14 protein-coding genes are annotated in these 15,720 nt (G+C 68.8%); 12 read left to right on the top strand and 2 right to left on the bottom strand.

The features are described from left to right. The first annotated feature begins 15 nt into the window (after positions 1–15). The 11 genes from ACP690_RS05915 (at position 16) to ACP690_RS05865 (ending at position 14,074) form a co-directional block, all read left to right on the top strand. The gene (locus ACP690_RS05915) at positions 16–663 is read left to right on the top strand and encodes an XrtA/PEP-CTERM system exopolysaccharide export protein (RefSeq protein WP_017978189.1); all 648 of its coding nucleotides are present in this window, start codon (positions 16–18) and stop codon (positions 661–663) included. Positions 664–667: 4 nt separating this feature from the next. After that, positions 668–2,179 (top strand): XrtA system polysaccharide chain length determinant, encoded by a 1,512-nt coding sequence (locus tag ACP690_RS05910; protein WP_017978190.1) that lies wholly within the window; start codon positions 668–670, stop codon positions 2,177–2,179. 10 nt (positions 2,180–2,189) lie between these two features. Continuing rightward, entirely contained in the window at positions 2,190–3,221 is a 1,032-nt protein-coding gene (locus tag ACP690_RS05905; RefSeq protein ID WP_426260370.1) for an AAA family ATPase, read from the top strand. After that, positions 3,221–4,822 carry a hypothetical protein gene (locus ACP690_RS05900; protein ID WP_426260371.1) on the top strand — a complete coding sequence of 534 codons (1,602 nt, stop codon included), beginning with the start codon at positions 3,221–3,223 and terminating at the stop codon, positions 4,820–4,822. Before ACP690_RS05905 ends, ACP690_RS05900 begins: the two co-directional genes overlap by 1 nt. A 12-nt stretch (positions 4,823–4,834) precedes the next feature. Beyond that, positions 4,835–6,265: an AAA family ATPase gene (locus tag ACP690_RS05895; protein ID WP_426260372.1), complete on the top strand. Its 1,431-nt coding sequence runs from the start codon at positions 4,835–4,837 to the stop codon at positions 6,263–6,265. After that, positions 6,255–7,109, top strand: a complete 855-nt coding sequence (locus tag ACP690_RS05890; protein ID WP_426260373.1) for an XrtA system polysaccharide deacetylase — start codon at positions 6,255–6,257, stop codon at positions 7,107–7,109. The genes ACP690_RS05895 and ACP690_RS05890 overlap by 11 nt, the downstream gene beginning before the upstream one ends. Then, positions 7,109–8,152, top strand: coding sequence for a FemAB family XrtA/PEP-CTERM system-associated protein (locus ACP690_RS05885; protein ID WP_426260522.1), 1,044 nt, complete (start codon positions 7,109–7,111; stop codon positions 8,150–8,152). The genes ACP690_RS05890 and ACP690_RS05885 overlap by 1 nt, the downstream gene beginning before the upstream one ends. Then, positions 8,152–9,306, top strand: a complete 1,155-nt coding sequence (locus ACP690_RS05880) for a TIGR03087 family PEP-CTERM/XrtA system glycosyltransferase (protein ID WP_426260374.1) — start codon at positions 8,152–8,154, stop codon at positions 9,304–9,306. Before ACP690_RS05885 ends, ACP690_RS05880 begins: the two co-directional genes overlap by 1 nt. Further along, a complete protein-coding gene (gene xrtA / locus ACP690_RS05875) occupies positions 9,303–10,799 on the top strand; it encodes an exosortase A (RefSeq protein ID WP_426260375.1) in 1,497 nt (498 codons plus the stop codon). Before ACP690_RS05880 ends, xrtA begins: the two co-directional genes overlap by 4 nt. Continuing rightward, positions 10,799–12,685 (top strand): XrtA/PEP-CTERM system amidotransferase, encoded by a 1,887-nt coding sequence (locus ACP690_RS05870; protein WP_426260376.1) that lies wholly within the window; start codon positions 10,799–10,801, stop codon positions 12,683–12,685. The genes xrtA and ACP690_RS05870 overlap by 1 nt, the downstream gene beginning before the upstream one ends. Positions 12,686–12,763: 78 nt before the next feature. After that, positions 12,764–14,074 carry a methyl-accepting chemotaxis protein gene (locus ACP690_RS05865; protein ID WP_017978199.1) on the top strand — a complete coding sequence of 437 codons (1,311 nt, stop codon included), beginning with the start codon at positions 12,764–12,766 and terminating at the stop codon, positions 14,072–14,074. 3 nt (positions 14,075–14,077) lie between these two features. Here ACP690_RS05865 and ACP690_RS05860 read toward each other — a convergent pair whose 3' ends face one another. After that, entirely contained in the window at positions 14,078–14,263 is a 186-nt protein-coding gene (locus ACP690_RS05860; protein WP_017978200.1) for a hypothetical protein, read from the bottom strand. Further along, complete coding sequence (locus ACP690_RS05855; protein WP_053111625.1) at positions 14,263–14,688, bottom strand: MAPEG family protein; 426 nt, start codon at positions 14,686–14,688, stop codon at positions 14,263–14,265. Before ACP690_RS05855 ends, ACP690_RS05860 begins: the two co-directional genes overlap by 1 nt. Positions 14,689–14,797: 109 nt before the next feature. On the opposite strand from ACP690_RS05855, the gene ACP690_RS05850 reads away from it, so the two are divergent. Then, positions 14,798–15,577: an SDR family oxidoreductase gene (locus tag ACP690_RS05850; protein WP_426256380.1), complete on the top strand. Its 780-nt coding sequence runs from the start codon at positions 14,798–14,800 to the stop codon at positions 15,575–15,577. Positions 15,578–15,720: the final 143 nt, after the last annotated feature.

Below are 15,720 nucleotides of genomic sequence, written 5' to 3'. Positions count from 1 at the left end.
GTCAGGAGACATTGCATGCGTTCCGGTAAGTCCGTCCGTGTCCTGCTCGCCATCGGCGCCGCGTCCAGCGCGCTCGGCGGATGCGTCGGTGGCGGCGCCAGCCATCCCGAACTGCCGCCCGCCAGCTATGTCGCATCGAAGGAACAGCCGGGCGAGGAATATGTCATCGGCCCGCTCGACCAGCTCAACGTCTTCGTCTGGCGCCAGCCGGAACTGACCGCCAAGGTCCAGGTGCGCCCTGATGGCCGCATCACCACGCCGCTGATCAACGACATGCCCGCGGTCGGCAAGACGCCCGCGCAGCTTGCCGCCGACATCAAGAAGGCGCTGAGCCAGTACGTGACCGACCCGCGCGTGTCGGTGATCGTGGAGAATTTCTCGGGCACCTACAGCCAGCAGGTGCGCGTGATCGGCGCGACCGAAAAGCCTGCGTCGATCCCCTATCGCGCCAACATGACGCTGCTGGATGCGATGATCGCGGTCGGCGGCCTCAGCCAATATGCGGCCGGCAACAAGGCGAAGCTGATCCGGCACGATCGCGATACCGGCGAACAGCACGAATATCAGCTGCACATTGCCGATCTGCTGAAGCGCGGTGATTCGAGCGCCAACGTCAGCCTGCAGCCCGGCGACGTCATCATCATCCCCGAATCGATGTTCTGATCGGATGAACGGCCTCTACGACGAAGCGCGCCTCGCGCTCCATGCGATCTGGACCCGGCGCTGGCTGGCGCTGGCGGTCGCCTGGGGCGTGTGCGTGCTCGGCTGGTTCGTGGTGAGCCAGATCCCGAGCCGCTACGAATCGCGGGCGCGCGTGTTCGTGCAGATGCAGTCGATCCTGCCTGCGTCGATGGATGCCGCCCCCCAGACGCAGCAGAAGGACGTCGACACGATCCGCCAGACATTGGTCAGCGCGGTGAACCTGGAAAAGGTGGTACGCGGCACCGACCTTGCGCAGACCGTGTCGAGCGACCGCGACGTCGCCGATCGCGTCGCGGGCCTCGCGCAGGCGATCAAGGTGGAAAGCCAGCAGGACAATCTGTTCCAGATCACCACCACCGCGGCCAGCCCCAAGCTGGCGCAGCAGATCACCCAGAAGCTGATCGACATCTTCGTCGAAACCAACCTGGGCCGCGATCGCAGCCAGACGACGCAGAGCCTCGACTTCCTCGATGCGCAGCTGGCGCAGCTGCAGAAGCGGCTGTCGGATGCGGACACCAAGCGGTCCGATTTCCAGACGCGCTACCTCGGATCGCTGCCCGGGACCGGTACGGTCGCCGACCGGATCGGCGCGTCGCGCGCGCAGATGGCGCAGGTCGATGGCGATCTCGCCACCGCGCAGTCGAGCCTCGCAACGTTGCAGGCGCAGATGGCGGGTACGCCGCAGACGGTTGCGGGCACCGGCGGCATCGCCGCTGGACCGGCGCGTGCGGCGCTGGCGGCCATCCAGGGTCAGCTCGCCGATGCGCGGGCGCGGGGCTATACCGACCAGCATCCCGACGTGATCGCGCTAAAGCGCCAGCTTGCCGTCGCGCAGGCGGCGGCGCAGCGGGAGCCGGCGGGTGCCGGGCCTGCGGGCACGCCCAATCCGGTCTACCAGTCGCTGCAATCGATGCTCGCCGACAAGCAATCGGCGGTCGCGGGGCTGCGGATGCGCAAGGCGCAGTTGCAGGGCGATCTCGACCAGCTGACCGCGAAACTGTCGCAGGACCCGGCGGTCGCCGCCGAACAAGGGCAGATCGACCGCGATTATCAGGTGCTGAAGGATCAATACGATCAGCTGCTCACCCAGCGCCAGCAGGTTGCGCTCCGCGGGCAGGCGGCGACGCGGACGGACAACGTCAAATTCTCGGTCATCGACCCGCCGACGGTGCCGCGTGCGCCGACCGCGCCCAACCGCATGCTGCTGCTCACCGGCGTCCTCATTGCGGGGCTGGGCGCGGGCATCGGTGCGGCGTTCGCGATGGGTCAGCTGCGCGCGACCTTTGCCACCGCACCACGGCTGGAAAAGGCGACCGGCATGCCGGTGATCGGCGCGATCGGCGAAGTCGTGACGCGCGTTCAGGCGGAGCAGCGGGCGAAGCGCCTGAAAATCTTCGCGGGCGGTGCCGCGGGGCTGGTGGCGGCCTATGTGCTGCTGCTCGGCGTCGAAGTGCTGCAACGCGGTCTGGCGGCGTGACGGGGACGATATGATGCACAAGCCCATCCGCCGCGATTCGCTGCTCGAACGGGCCGCGCGCGCCTATGATTTCAGCGCGGGGTTCCGCGCGCCGGTGAAGGACGCCGGCGATCCGGCGCAGGACGACGCCGTGTCGGCACCCATGCCCGCGCCCGACGTGGAGCCGGCACCGGTCGCCGAAGAGCCGGCATGGCAGGCGGCGGCGCCGATCGACGATCCGACCTTCCTCGCCATCCCGCCCGAATTGCGCGCGCCCGTGGGGCAGGAGCTGCCGCCGGCCTTTTACGAAACGCCCGAGCTGAGCGACATCGCCGGCATCGATCGCGGCATGCTGGCCGAAGCCGGGATGATCGTGCCCGGCGCGCCGGTGGGGCCGCTCGCCGAGGAATTTCGCCTCATCAAGCGCCAACTGCTGATCACGCGCGAACGCATTGCGCAGGGCCATCAGGGCGACAAGGCGCGGACCGTGCTCGTCTGTTCGGCGCGACCGGGCGACGGCAAGACCTTCTGCGCGGTCAATCTCGCGCTCTCGATGGCGATGGAGCGCGATACCGAGGTACTGCTGGTCGACGCCGATTTCGCCAAGCCCGACGTGCTGGCGCGCCTGGGCCTCGCCGAACAGCCGGGGTTGCTCGACGCGCTGGCCGACAGCCGGATCGATGTCGAAAATCTCGTCATCCGCACCGATATCGGCGGCTTGTCGATCCTGCCCGCGGGGACGAAGACGGCGACGGACACCGAACTGCTCGCCTCCGCGCGCACACGGACGGTGCTATCGCGCCTGCTCGACGCCAATCCGCGCCGCATCGTGATCTTCGATTCGCCGCCCGCGCTTGCCGCCTCGCCCGCGGCGGTGCTGGCGATGTTGGTCGGGCAGGTCATGCTGGTGGTGCGCGCCGACGACACGCCCGAAAACGAACTGCGCGAGGCGGTGCAGCGGCTCGATGGCTGCGACGAGATCGCGCTGGTGCTCAACGCCGTGTCGTTCGTGCCCGGCGGACGACGCTACGGCACCTATTACGGTCAGGAGGGGGGCAAGTGATGCGGTCTATCTCTCTGGGGCTGGCGCTGGGTGCCTGTGCATTTGCCGGATCGGCCGAGGCGCAGGGACGGCGCGTCACCGCGACGCCCTATATCGAACTGGGGCAGGTGCTCGACGCCGACCTCAACAACGGCGATGTGCTGACCTATTCGACCATCGCGGCCGGGATCGATTTGGCCGCCAATACCGCGCGGGTGAACGGGCAGCTGTCCTATCGCTACGAACGGCGGATCGCCTGGGACGACCGGATCGGCGATTCGGACGTCCACACCGGTCTGGCGCGCGTCTCCGCGAAGGTCGCGCGCGGCCTGACGCTGGAAGCGGGCGGCATCGCGACGCGCGCGCGTGCCGACATCCGCGGTGCGGCGCCGGGCGTGCTGGTCGGCAATGTCGACAACATCAGCCAGATCTATTCGGTCTATGCCGGCCCCAGCTACGCGACAAACGTCGGGCCGGTGGCGGTCGCCGCCAGCTATCTGGCGGGCTATACGAAGGTCGAAAGCCCCAGCTTCGTCGGCGTCGGCCCCGGCCAGCCGCGCTTCGATTATTACGATACCGCCTTCAACCAGTCCGCCGGGATCAGCGCGGGCGTGCGGCCGGGCCAGGTCCTGCCCGTCGGCCTGACCGCTAGCGCCGGCTGGGACCGCGAGGATGCGGGCCAGCTCGATGGTCGCTACGAGGGCTGGCGCGTGCGCGGCGACGCGTTGTTGCCGGTATCGCCCTATGTCGCGCTGACCGCAGGTGTCGGCTACGAACGGATCGAGACGAGCAATCGCCCGGCGCTGACCAATGCGGCGGGCCAGCCGGTGGTCGATGGCGATGGCCGCTTCGTGACCAACAGCGCCGCGCCGCGCCAGATCGCCTATCGCACCGACGGCGTCTATTACGATGCGGGTGTCGTCTGGCGCCCCAACCGCCGCGTGTCGGCGGAGGCGCGCGTCGGCAAGCGCTTCGGGTCGATCAGCTACAGCGGCCTTGCGACCTATCAAGCGTCCGAACATGTCGGAATGGCGGTGAGCGTCTATGACAGCGTCACGACCTTCGGCCAGCAGTTGCGCAACGGGCTGCAACAGCTGCCGACCAGCTTCATCTCCGCCCGCGATGCCTTCACGCAGCAGTTCAACGGCTGCGTCTTTTCGACCAGCGGGGCGACGCCGGGCGGCTGCCTGAACGATGTGTTCCAGTCGATCCAGACCGCCAGCTATCGCGCGCGCGGCGTCGACGCGGTGCTGTCGGTCACGCGCGGTCGCACCACCTATGGCGGCGGTATCGGCTATGCCAATCGCAAGCTGTTCAACCGCGACGACGTGCCCGGCGTGACGCTGTACGGGATCGAGGATCAGAGCGCCTATGGCCAGCTGTTCCTCAACCGCCAGCTGTCGCCTGTCTCGACCATCGACGGCAACCTGTTCGTCAATTATTACGAATCGGGCGTTGCGCAGGCGGCCGGCGTCTGGGCCTATGGCGGCACCGCCAGCTATGGGCACAGCTTCGGCCGGATCACCACCTCGGCCAGTGCGGGCGTCTATGCGTTCGACACGGGCGATCTGGACACCACCTGGTCCGCGCAGGCGCTGATCGCCGCGCGCTATTCCTTTTAGGGGCCGCACAGGATGTACGAAGATCATTTCGGGCTGACCGGACGCCCCTTCCAACTCACCCCGGACGCGCGCTTCTGGTATGAGACGGCGACGCATCGCAAGGCGATGGCCTATCTGGGCTATGGCATCGCGCAGGGCGAGGGGTTCATCGTCGTGACCGGCGATATCGGCGCGGGCAAGACGACGCTGGTGGGGCATCTGACCGGCCTGCTCGATCCTGCCGCGCTGAACGTCATCACGATCGTGTCGACCGCGATCGCCGCCGATGACCTGCTGCGCGTCGTCGCGACGGGGCTGGGCGTCGATCCGGCCAACCTGACCAAGGCACAGCTGCTGACCGCGATCGAACGCGGACTGCATGCGGTGAAGCGCTCCGGCCGGCGGACGCTCCTGATCGTCGACGAGGTGCAGGCGCTGCCGGTCGATTCGCTTGAAGAGCTGCGCATGCTGTCCAACTTCCAGGCGGGCGGGCATGCGCTGCTGCAGATTCTGCTGCTCGGCCAGCCCGAGTTCCGCGAGCGGTTGCAGGGATCGGAGCGGCTGGAGCAATTGCGCCAGCGCGTCATCGCCATCCACCACCTCGATCCGATGGAGCCGCATGAGGTCGCCGATTATGTCGCGCACCGCCTGTCGGTGGTCGGCTGGCAGGGGCGGCCGGACTTTGCGGACGATGCGTTCGAGGCGCTGTATCGCGGGTCGGGCGGCGTGCCGCGGCGGCTCAATCAGCTTGCCGCGCGCGTGATGCTGGCGGCGGCGCTGGAGGGGCATGAGCTGATCGACGGCCGTCTGGTGCGCCAGGTGGTGCGCGATCTGGAGGCGGACCTGCCGGCGAGCTTTACGCCGACGGTGTTGCAGCCGGCCCCTGAACCCGAACCCGTGACCGAGGCGGCTGTCACGCCGGAGCCGGTTGCTGTCGAGCCCGCGGTCGTGACGGTCGAGGCGGAACCGGAAACCACCGTTGACGAACCGGCCAATGAGGACGTGACGCCGATCCGCCGCTTCGTGCCGCGCACGCCGCAATGGCTCGAACCCGTCGCCGATGCGCCGCGCGATCCGCTGCCGATCGTGGCGGAGCCTGTGGCCGAACCGGCCGAAGAGCCTGCGTTCGCGCCGATCGGCGCGCATGCGTCTGATGACGTGACGCCGGAGCCGTCGGTGGACGAGCCGACGACCGAAGACGCGCCGGCCGCGACCGAACCGGAACGGCAAGCGGCACCGGCGGCCCACGCGTCGAGCGATGCCGAGCGCATTGCGGCGCTGGAAGCGCGGATCGCGCAACAGGAAGAGGCGCTGCGCCGCGTGCTGACGCTGCTGGTCGACTGGGTCGAGGCCGACCGTAGCGAGGCGGCGGCAACCGCGATGGTCGCTGGCGTCGCCGACCTGCACCACGGCCATGATGCCGTCCCCATTCGCTCGCCCGCCGCGTGGAACCATGCTGCCTGAGCCGCTCCGCAACGGCCTGTCGGTCGATGTCGAGGAATGGTTTCAGGTCGGCGCGTTCGAACGCACGATCGACCGCGCCGACTGGGATACGATCGCGAGCCGCGTCGAAGCGAACACGGGCGCGGTGCTCGACCTGTTTGCCGAAAGCGGGGTGACGGCGACGTTCTTCACGCTTGGCTGGGTCGCCGATCGCCATCCGCGGCTGATCCGCCGCATTGCGGATGCGGGGCATGAGATCGCGAGCCACGGCTGGGACCACCAGCGCGTTTTCACCATGGATGCCGCGAGCTTCCGTGCCGATCTGGCCAAGGCGCGTACGGCGCTGGAGAACGCCAGCGGGCAGGCGGTGACCGGCTATCGTGCGCCCAGTTTCTCGATCGACCCCCGCAACCTGTGGGCCTTTCCGGTGCTGGCGGAGGCGGGTTATGCCTATTCGTCCAGCGTCGCGCCGGTCGCCCACGATCATTACGGCTGGCGCGATGCGCCGCGCTACGCCTTCCGCCCGCTGAAGGACTCGCCCTTGGTCGAGTTGCCGGTGACGGTCGCGCGCGTGGCGGGGCGGCATATCGCGACCGGCGGCGGCTTCTTCCGCATGCTGCCCGGCGCGCTGACCGATTTTGCGGTACGGCAGGTCAATGCGGAGGGCCATGCGGGCATTTTCTACTTCCATCCGTGGGAGGTCGACCCGGACCAGCCGCGCGTCGCGAATGCGCCGCTGCGGTCGAAGGTGCGGCACTACAGCCGGCTCGGCGCGATGGCCGGCAAGCTGCGCGGCCTGATCGCACGGCACGACTGGGGCCGCGTCGACGCCGTCGTCGCGCGCGAGGCGGCGCTGCTCGCGTGATGCACGCGCCGATCGAGCCGCGGCTGGACGTGCGCGAGGCAAACCTGGGCGATGTCCGGGAGAGCGGCGCGATCGACGCCTTCGTCCGTGCGGCGGCGGAGGCGACGCCGTTCCACCTGACTGGCTGGAGCCGCGCGGTTGAGCGCGGTTGCGGCCAGCGTGCCCGCTATCTGGTCGCGAGCTATCCCGACGGCGATATCGCCGGCGTGCTGCCACTGACCGAGATGCGATCGCCGCTGTTCGGCCGGGCGCTGGTGTCGACCGGTTTCGGTGTCGACGGCGGCATATTGGGCGATGGCGTGGAGGCGTTGGCGGGGGCGGCCTGGGCATTGGCGCAGCGATTGGGCTGCCCCGGCGTCGAATTGCGGGGCGGGCCGGCGCCGCGGGGCTGGGCGACCAACGATACCGCCTATCTCGGCTTTGTCCGGGATCTGGCGGCGGATGACGATGCGGAATTGCTCGCTGTGCCGCGCAAGCAGCGTGCGGAAGTGCGCCGCGCGCTGGGGCTGGACCTGGAGGTCGTTACCGGTGGCGAGGCGCTGCTACGCGAGCATTATGGCGTTTACGCCGAATCGGTGCGCAACCTCGGCACGCCGGTGTTTCCGGCCAATCTGTTCCGCCACGTGGCGGGGGCGCTCGACAGCGATGTGCTGACGGTGCGGCATCAGGGCAAAGCCGTGGCGAGCGTGCTGAGCCTGTATTTCCGTGGCACCGTCTTTCCCTATTGGGGTGGCGGGACGGAGGCGGCGCGGGGGCTGCGCGCCAACGATCGCATGTATTTCGCGCTGATGAGCCATGCGCGGGATCGCGGCTGCACGCGGTTCGACTTCGGCCGGTCGAAGACCGGTACGGGCGCAGCGGCGTTCAAAAAGAACTGGGGCTTCACCGGCGTGCCGCGTTGCTATGCGACGCGCAGCGACGGGCCGGCGCGCGAAGTGAATCCGCTCAATCCCAAATATGCGATGATGGTGGCGACATGGAAGCGGCTGCCGCTGCCGCTCGCCAATCTGATGGGACCGTGGATCGCCCGCGGCCTGGGCTGATGGAGCTGCTGTTCCTCGCGCACCGCGCGCCCTTTCCGCCCGATCGCGGCGACAAGATCCGCAGCTATCACGTCCTGCGTCACCTGATGGCACGCGCGCGCGTCCATCTGGTCGCGTTCGGGGAAGGCGATGCGGATTTCGATGTGCCAGCGCCGATCGCGGAAGGCCTGGAGAGCATCACGCTGATCCGCCGCACCAAGCCACAGGCGCTGGCGGCGGTCGAGGCCTTGGCGACGGGGCGGCCGGTGTCGCTGACCGCCTTCAATGCCCCGGCGATGCGGCGGGCGGTCGCGGCGCGACGGGTCGATGCCATCTACTGTTTTTCCGGGCAGATGGCGCAATATCTGCCCGCGGGCGTGCCGGCGGTGATGGACTTCGTCGACGTCGATTCCGCCAAGTTCGCGCAATTTGCCGATGCCGGCAGCATGACCATGCGCTGGATGATGCGGCGGGAGGCACGGCTGCTCGGCGCATTTGAGCGGCAGGTGTCGGCAAGCGTCCGCGCCAGCCTGTTCGTCAGCGAAGCGGAGGCGGCTCTGTTCCTCAACGGCGGCGGGGCAGGGGAGGTCGTTGCGGTGGAGAATGGCATCGACGCGGCGGCGTTCGATCCCGTCGGCATCGTCCCCGTGACGCAGGGCCCATTGCTCGTCTTCACTGGCCAGATGGATTACCGCCCGAACGTGGAGGCGGTGGTGTGGTTCGCGACTGAGGTAATGCCGCAGCTGCGGCAGACGCACCCCGGCGTCCGCTTCGCGATCGTCGGGCGTGCGCCGACCGCCGCGGTGCAGGCGCTCGCCGCGCCCGACGCGATCGTCACCGGTGCGGTCGACGACGTCCGCCCCTGGCTGGCGGCGGCGAGCGTGTGCGTCGCGCCGCTGCGTCTGGCGCGGGGCATTCAGAACAAGGTGCTGGAGGCGATGGCGATGGCGCGGCCCGTCGTCGCCTCGCCCGCCGCCGCCGAGGGCATCGACCATGCCGGCACGCTGCGAGTGGCGGGGAGCGCGGCCGAGCAGGCACGGGCGATCGGCGCGCTGTTGGACGATCCGGACGCGGCATCCGCGCTGGGCGATGCGGCGCGGGCACGGGTGTTGGCGCGATACGATTGGGCGGCGCGGCTGGCGCCGCTCGACGCCCTGCTGGGGCTCAGCGCATGAGCGGCTGGCGGCGGCATGGGATCGCGCTGGCGCTGGCTGTTGCACTCATCCTGCTGATCTTCCGCGCCGATGTCGTGCGCCTCGTCACGATCTGGTGGACCAGCACGACCTTCGGGCATTGCCTGTTCATCGGGCCAGTGATCGGCTGGCTGGTCTGGCAGCGGCGGCGCGAGCTTGCCGCCTTGACGCCGACGGCCTGGTGGCCGGGGCTGCTGCTCGTCGCGGCGGGGGGCGCCGGCTGGCTGATGGGCGATGCGGGTTCGGTCAGCTTCGCGCGGCAATTGGGTGTGGTGCTGATGCTGCAAGGCGCGGTGGTGACATTGCTCGGTGCGCAGGTCGCGCGCGGACTGCTGTTCCCGCTGGCCTATGCATTGTTCCTCGTCCCCTTCGGCGAGGCGCTGGAGCCGCCGTTGCAGGCGGTGACGGTGCGGATCGTCATGCCGCTGCTGCACTTGGTCGGTGTTCCTGCCACGTCGAACGGCGTGCTGATCCACGCCGGCCGCTATTATTTCGAGGTGGCGGAGGCGTGTTCGGGCGCGAAGTTCGTCATCGCGATGCTCGCGTTCGGCGTGCTCGTCGCCAACGTCTGTTTCGTGTCGTGGCGGCGGCGGATCGGGTTCATGATCGCCGCGCTGGTGGTGCCGGTGATCGCCAACGGCCTGCGGGCCTTCGGGACGATCTACGCCGCGAACCTGACCAGCGTGGAGGCGGCGACGGGGTTCGACCATATCGTCTATGGCTGGCTGTTCTTCGGGCTGGTGATGGCGGCGGTGCTGGCGATCGGCTGGCGCTGGTTCGACCGCGCACCCGATGCACCCGCCTTCGATCCTGCACGCCTGCCGCCCGTGCGGAGGGGGCGGATCGCGTTGCCGCTCGGCGTGCTGCTGACCGTCGCCACCGCCGGGATCTGGCCGATGTGGAGCACCGCCATCGCGCATCGCGCCATGCCGCTGCCAGCGCAGATCGACCTTCCGGTGGTCGCCGGCTGGACCCGCGCGCCGATCAGCCAGCGCGCGGCGTGGCAGCCTTACTACCCCGGCGCCGACCACGTCCTGTTCGGCCGCTACGCCCGCGATGGCGCCGCGGTCGACCTGGCCGTCGCGGTGTTCGCATCGCAGGGCGAGGGGCATAAGATCGGTGCGTTTGGCACCGGCCCGATCCGCGAGGAGGACCGCTGGGTCCGCATCGCCGACGCCGCGCCGATCGATGGCGGCTCTACGCTGCGCATGACCGTGCCGGGGAGCGACGGCCATGCGGTGGAGCGCATCGTCACGACATGGTACGTCGTCGGCAACAGGGTTACGGCGGACGAGCGCGTGGTGAAGATCGAGACGATGACGGCAAAATTGCTCGGCGGCCCGCAGCGAGCGGTGGCGATCCATCTGTCGGCCGAAGTGACGCCGGGCCGCGACGCGCGCGCGGACATCGCCGCCTTCGCCGCGGCCTTGGGCCCGATCGATGGCGTGGCGGATCGCCTGACGGGCGCGCGCTGATGTGCGGCATTGCGGGGCTGTTTCACCCCGGCACCCCCAAGCCCGTCGATCCCGCCCGCATTGCCGCGATGATCGCGGTACAGGCGCATCGCGGCCCTGACGGCGAAGGCATATGGACCGCGCCGGGGGTTGGCCTTGGCCATCGCCGGCTGTCGATCATCGACCTGGAAGGCTCGCCGCAACCAATGCATGCGGGCGCGCTCAGCGTCACCTACAATGGCGAAATCTACAATTTCGCCGAGCTGCGCGCGCAGCTGGAGCGGGGCGGCGCACGCTTCGTCACCGATGGCGATACCGAGGTGCTGCTGCACGGCTGGCGCGCCTGGGGGCCGGGGCTGCTCGACCGGCTGAACGGGATGTTCGCCTTCGCGATCCACGATGCGGAGGCGGGGACGCTGTTCCTCGCTCGCGACCGGTTGGGCGTGAAACCGCTCCATTATGTCGAGCTGTCCGACGGCAGCCTCGCCTTCGCGTCCGAACTGAAGGGCCTGCTCGCGCACCCGCTACTGCGCCGCGTGCCCGATGCGACCGCGATCGAGGATTATCTGGCATTCGGCTACGTCCCCGACGACGCCTGTCTGATCGCCGGCGTGCGCAAGCTGCCCGCCGGCCATTGCCTGTTGGTGCGGCGCGGGCAAAGCGTACCGGCGCCGCGCCGCTGGTGGGACGTCAGCTTCGCCAACCGCGCGACCGGCTCTGCGCGTTCGCTCGGCGAGGAGCTGCTGGCGCACATGCGCGAGGGCGTGCGCAGCCGTATGGTCGCCGACGTGCCGCTCGGCGCCTTCCTGTCGGGCGGGGTCGACAGCTCGGCGGTCGTCGCGCTGATGGCGGAGGCGAGCAAGGCGGCGGTGCGCACCTGTACGATCGGCTTCGACGAGGCGGGCCATGACGAGCGCGCGCATGCCGCGGCGGTCGCGCAGCGCTTCGCCACAGATCACCATGCGCAGGTCGTGCGCCCCGACGATTTCGCGCTGATCGACACGCTGGTGCATCATTTTGACGAACCCTTTGCCGATGGCAGCGCGCTTGCGACATATCAGGTCGCGGCATTGGCAAGGGCGCGGGTGACGGTGGCACTGTCGGGCGATGGCGCGGATGAGATCTTCGCCGGCTATCGCCGCTACCGCTTCCAGGCAGCCGAAGAGCGCGTGCGGGGCCTGCTGCCGCCCGCATGGCGCAGCGCGGCCTTCGGGACGCTGGGGCGCTATTATCCCAAAGCCGATTGGGCACCGCGGCCCTTGCGCGCGAAGACGACGTTGCTCGCGCTCGCGAGCGATGGCGACGAGGCTTATGCGCGGGCCGTCGGTGTCACCTCGCCCGAGCTGCGGGGCACGTTGCTTGGCGCGGACGTGCGCGCCGCGCTGCAGGGCCATCGCGCGGAGGATCGCTACATTGCCGCGATGCGTGCGGCCCCGGCGCGCGACGCGATCGATCGCGCGCAATACGCCGATCTGAAGATCTGGCTGCCCGGCGATATCCTGACCAAGGTCGACCGCACCAGCATGGCGGTGGGTCTGGAGGCGCGCGAGCCGTTGCTCGATCATCGGCTGGTCGAGTTCGGTGCGCGACTGCCCGCGTCGATGCGGCTGCACCGGGGGACGGGCAAATGGCTGATGAAGCGCAGCCTGGAACGCTATCTGCCGCGCGACATCCTCTACCGGCCCAAGATGGGCTTCGTCACGCCGATCAGCGACTGGTTCCGCGGCGCGCTGGCCGACGAGGCGGAGGCACTGACCCGGTCGCGCTTCCTCGCCGACAGTGGCTGGCTGGCGATGCCGACGGTCGCGCGGCTGGTCGAGGCGCATCGCAGCGGGCGCGCCGACCACGGTCGCACGCTGTGGCAATTGATGATGCTGGAACGCGCCGGACGCCGCCTGTTCAGCTGATCGTTTCGGGGGCGGTGTCACCGCACTGTCATCAAATCCTAACCCGCCATTTACCGCTCGCCCCCTAGTGTCGCGGCCATGTTGTTCGACATCGATCTGCTGCGCAACGGCGCTTTCGGTGGCGTGCAGGCGTCGGTGAAGGGAGAGGGTGTTTGCCTGATCCACACCGCCTCGCTGGCGCAGGCGGTGGATATGTTCCGGCAATCGCCCGATCTTCGGCTGCTCGCGATCGTCGATGCGCAGCGCCGTCCGGTGGGCGTCATCCGGGAACGCGATGTCCGGACCATCCTGTTCAACCCCTTCGGCCACGCGCTGATGCAGAATCCCAGCATCGGCGGATCGCTGACGACGCTGATTCGGCCCTGTGGGACCGCCGATGCGGGGCTGGATGCCGACGCGCTCGTGCTCGCCTATCTCGACGCGGGCGGGGACGGACTGGTGCTGACCCGTGATGGCGTCTTTGATTCGGTGGTCGATGCGACCGCATTCGAGCGGCTCTCCATCCAGCGTCGTACGCAGGTGATGACCGATCGCGAGGCGCGGGCGGCGCGGATCGATGCGGCGGGCAAGGCCTTCACCGCCGATGTCGCACATCTGGCAGCGGAACTGGCCGAGGCGGCGGAGCGGATCGCCGCAATGGCCGGACTGGTCGTCACGCGCGCGGGGGCCTCGCGCCGGGATGCGGCGTCGGTGGCGGGTGCGACTGGGCAGATGGTCACCGCGCTGACCGACATCGCGGAACTCGGCCGGACCCTGGCGACGACGCTGGACGGCATCGGCGGGCAGACGGCCCGCGCCGCGGCCTTGCGCAGCGACGCGCGCGTCGCGGTGATCGCCGCCGGCGATCGTGTGACGCGACTGGTGGAGAAGGCGACCGCGGTCGACGACATGCTGCGCCTGATCCAGACGATCGCTAGCCAGACCAACCTGCTCGCCCTCAATGCCGCGATTGAGGCGGCGCGCGTGGGAGAGGCGGGGCGTGGCTTTGCGGTGGTGGCGAGCGAGGTGAAGATGCTGGCGCAACAGACGGGCACGGCGGCCAAGGACATTGCGGCGCGCGTGGCGGACATGCACGGCCTGCTCGGCGACGTCGTCGGCGGCCACCGCACGCTGGAGGCGACCATGGCCGCCATCGCCGATACGGGTGTCGCGATCGAACAAGCGGTCGCCGCGCAGCAGGGCGCGACGCGGCGTATCGCCAGCCATGTCGAGCAATCGGCAGAGGCCGGCCATGCCATCGACGATCGCGCGCGTGCGATCAGCGATCAGTCGGCGGCGATCGGTGACGACGTGTCCGGGCTGGAGGCGGTGTCGCGGACGCTGGCCGAATCCACCGGCCGTCTTCAGTCGCGCGCGCGCAGCTTCGTGCAGCTCACCGCGTCGTTGTAGGCCTCAGCGCAGCTTGGCGATCGACAGGCCATCGGCCTTCGCGCGATCCTTGGTCGATTCCTCGCTGCGTTTCAGCGCCTTGGCGATCGCTTTCAGCGCCATGCCCTTCTTGGCGAGCGTGTGCAGCTTCTGGATCTCGTCCGCGGTCCAGGGCTGGCGATGGCGTTCGAACGTCTCTCCCTTGGCCATCAGAACACCGCCAGGGCGGCGTGGAGGGTCAGCGCGACGAGCGCGAGCGTGGAAGCGAGGAACAGCATGAAGCGGGGCAATACGCGATTGACCGTCGCCTGCACCAGCGAATGCGCGATCCGCAGGCCGACATAGGCCCAGGCGATCGCCGCATTCGGGCCATCGCCCGTGCCGCTCAGCGCGATGACGGTGCAGACGGCGTAGAACAGCGTCGGCTGTTCCATCAGGTGATTGTAATTGTGTGCCTTCCACTGGATGTGCCGCGGCAGCGCCCGATCCGCATCGGCGGCGGTCGATCCGACCAGTTTGCCCATATCGACGCCCGCCGCCTTCATCGCAGGCATACGCGTCGCCAGCATCCAGACGAACATGACAAGTGTCCAGGCGATGAGAGCCACCATCGGGCGCAGGATGTCGCTGTGCATGTTGTCCCCTCCGTTGGGAGCGGAACCTGACGCACAGCGTTTCGTCCCGCAACCTTTCATATCGGCGGCTCCGGATCACTCGGGGCTCCCAAGCCAAGGACGAGGCACGATGAAGCAGACCGGCAATACGATCCTGATCACCGGCGGCGGTTCCGGCATCGGTGCGGCGCTGGCACAGCGCTGGCACGATGCGGGCAATACCGTCATCATCGCAGGCCGCCGGCAGGAGGCGCTGGACGAGGTCGCGAACGGGCGCGACAATATCCATACGATGACGATCGACGTCGACAGCGCGGAGGGCGTCACCGACTTCGCCAAGCGCGTGATCGAGGCGCATCCCGACCTCAACGTGCTGATCAACAATGCCGGCATCATGCGCTTCGAGACGCTGGAAACGCAGCGCGACCTGTCGGATGCCGAAGAGACGGTGACGACCAACCTGCTGGGGCCGATCCGCCTGACCAATGCGCTGATCGATCACCTGAAGGGCAAGGACGATGCGGTGATCGTCACGGTCACCTCGGGGCTTGCCTTCGTGCCGCTGGTCGATGCGCCGACCTATTGCGCGACCAAGGCGGCGATCCACAGCTACACGCTGTCGCTGCGCAACGCGCTGGAAGGCAAGGTGGAGGTCATCGAACTGGCACCGCCGGGCGTGCAGACGACGCTGACGCCGGGGCAGGAGAAGCGGTCGATGTACCAGCCGCTCGACGATTTCGCCGACGAGGTGATGCGGCTGTTTGGCGAGCAGCCGACGCCGAAGGAGATTCTGGTCGAGCGCGTCCGTGGCTTCCGCAACGCCGAACGTGACGGCAATTTCGACGCCACGATGAAGCAGCTCAACGATTTCGCGCGGAAAGCGCGGGAGGAGGGGAACGCCTCTGCATAATCCCACACCCGCTCGTGCTGAGCGTGTCGAAGCACGGCTTTCCGCACGAGAGACAGCGCGTGCGGCGACCCACCCTTCGACAAGCTCAGGGCGAACGGAGTTTTGGGGGCTCCCAATAACAAAAAAAGGGCGTCCCGGATCGA

The sequence above is a fragment of the Sphingomonas sp. DC4900 genome, assembly GCF_049896485.1.
GTDB lineage: Bacteria > Pseudomonadota > Alphaproteobacteria > Sphingomonadales > Sphingomonadaceae > Sphingomonas > Sphingomonas aquatilis.
The sequence above is the reverse complement of the archived record's forward strand: the minus strand, read 5'-3'. Positions and strand labels throughout refer to the sequence as shown.

Bases quoted from the DNA above. Each gene is read 5' to 3' on its own strand.
- ACP690_RS05915 (WP_017978189.1), top strand. From the start codon at position 16: ATGCGTTCCGGTAAGTCCGTCCGTGTCCTGCTCGCCATCGGCGCCGCG.
- ACP690_RS05910 (WP_017978190.1), top strand. From the start codon at position 668: ATGAACGGCCTCTACGACGAAGCGCGCCTCGCGCTCCATGCGATCTGG.
- ACP690_RS05905 (WP_426260370.1), top strand. From the start codon at position 2,190: ATGATGCACAAGCCCATCCGCCGCGATTCGCTGCTCGAACGGGCCGCG.
- ACP690_RS05900 (WP_426260371.1), top strand. From the start codon at position 3,221: ATGCGGTCTATCTCTCTGGGGCTGGCGCTGGGTGCCTGTGCATTTGCC.
- ACP690_RS05895 (WP_426260372.1), top strand. From the start codon at position 4,835: ATGTACGAAGATCATTTCGGGCTGACCGGACGCCCCTTCCAACTCACC.
- ACP690_RS05890 (WP_426260373.1), top strand. From the start codon at position 6,255: ATGCTGCCTGAGCCGCTCCGCAACGGCCTGTCGGTCGATGTCGAGGAA.
- ACP690_RS05885 (WP_426260522.1), top strand. From the start codon at position 7,109: ATGCACGCGCCGATCGAGCCGCGGCTGGACGTGCGCGAGGCAAACCTG.
- ACP690_RS05880 (WP_426260374.1), top strand. From the start codon at position 8,152: ATGGAGCTGCTGTTCCTCGCGCACCGCGCGCCCTTTCCGCCCGATCGC.
- xrtA (WP_426260375.1), top strand. From the start codon at position 9,303: ATGAGCGGCTGGCGGCGGCATGGGATCGCGCTGGCGCTGGCTGTTGCA.
- ACP690_RS05870 (WP_426260376.1), top strand. From the start codon at position 10,799: ATGTGCGGCATTGCGGGGCTGTTTCACCCCGGCACCCCCAAGCCCGTC.
- ACP690_RS05865 (WP_017978199.1), top strand. From the start codon at position 12,764: ATGTTGTTCGACATCGATCTGCTGCGCAACGGCGCTTTCGGTGGCGTG.
- ACP690_RS05860 (WP_017978200.1), bottom strand. From the start codon at position 14,263: ATGGCCAAGGGAGAGACGTTCGAACGCCATCGCCAGCCCTGGACCGCG.
- ACP690_RS05855 (WP_053111625.1), bottom strand. From the start codon at position 14,688: ATGCACAGCGACATCCTGCGCCCGATGGTGGCTCTCATCGCCTGGACA.
- ACP690_RS05850 (WP_426256380.1), top strand. From the start codon at position 14,798: ATGAAGCAGACCGGCAATACGATCCTGATCACCGGCGGCGGTTCCGGC.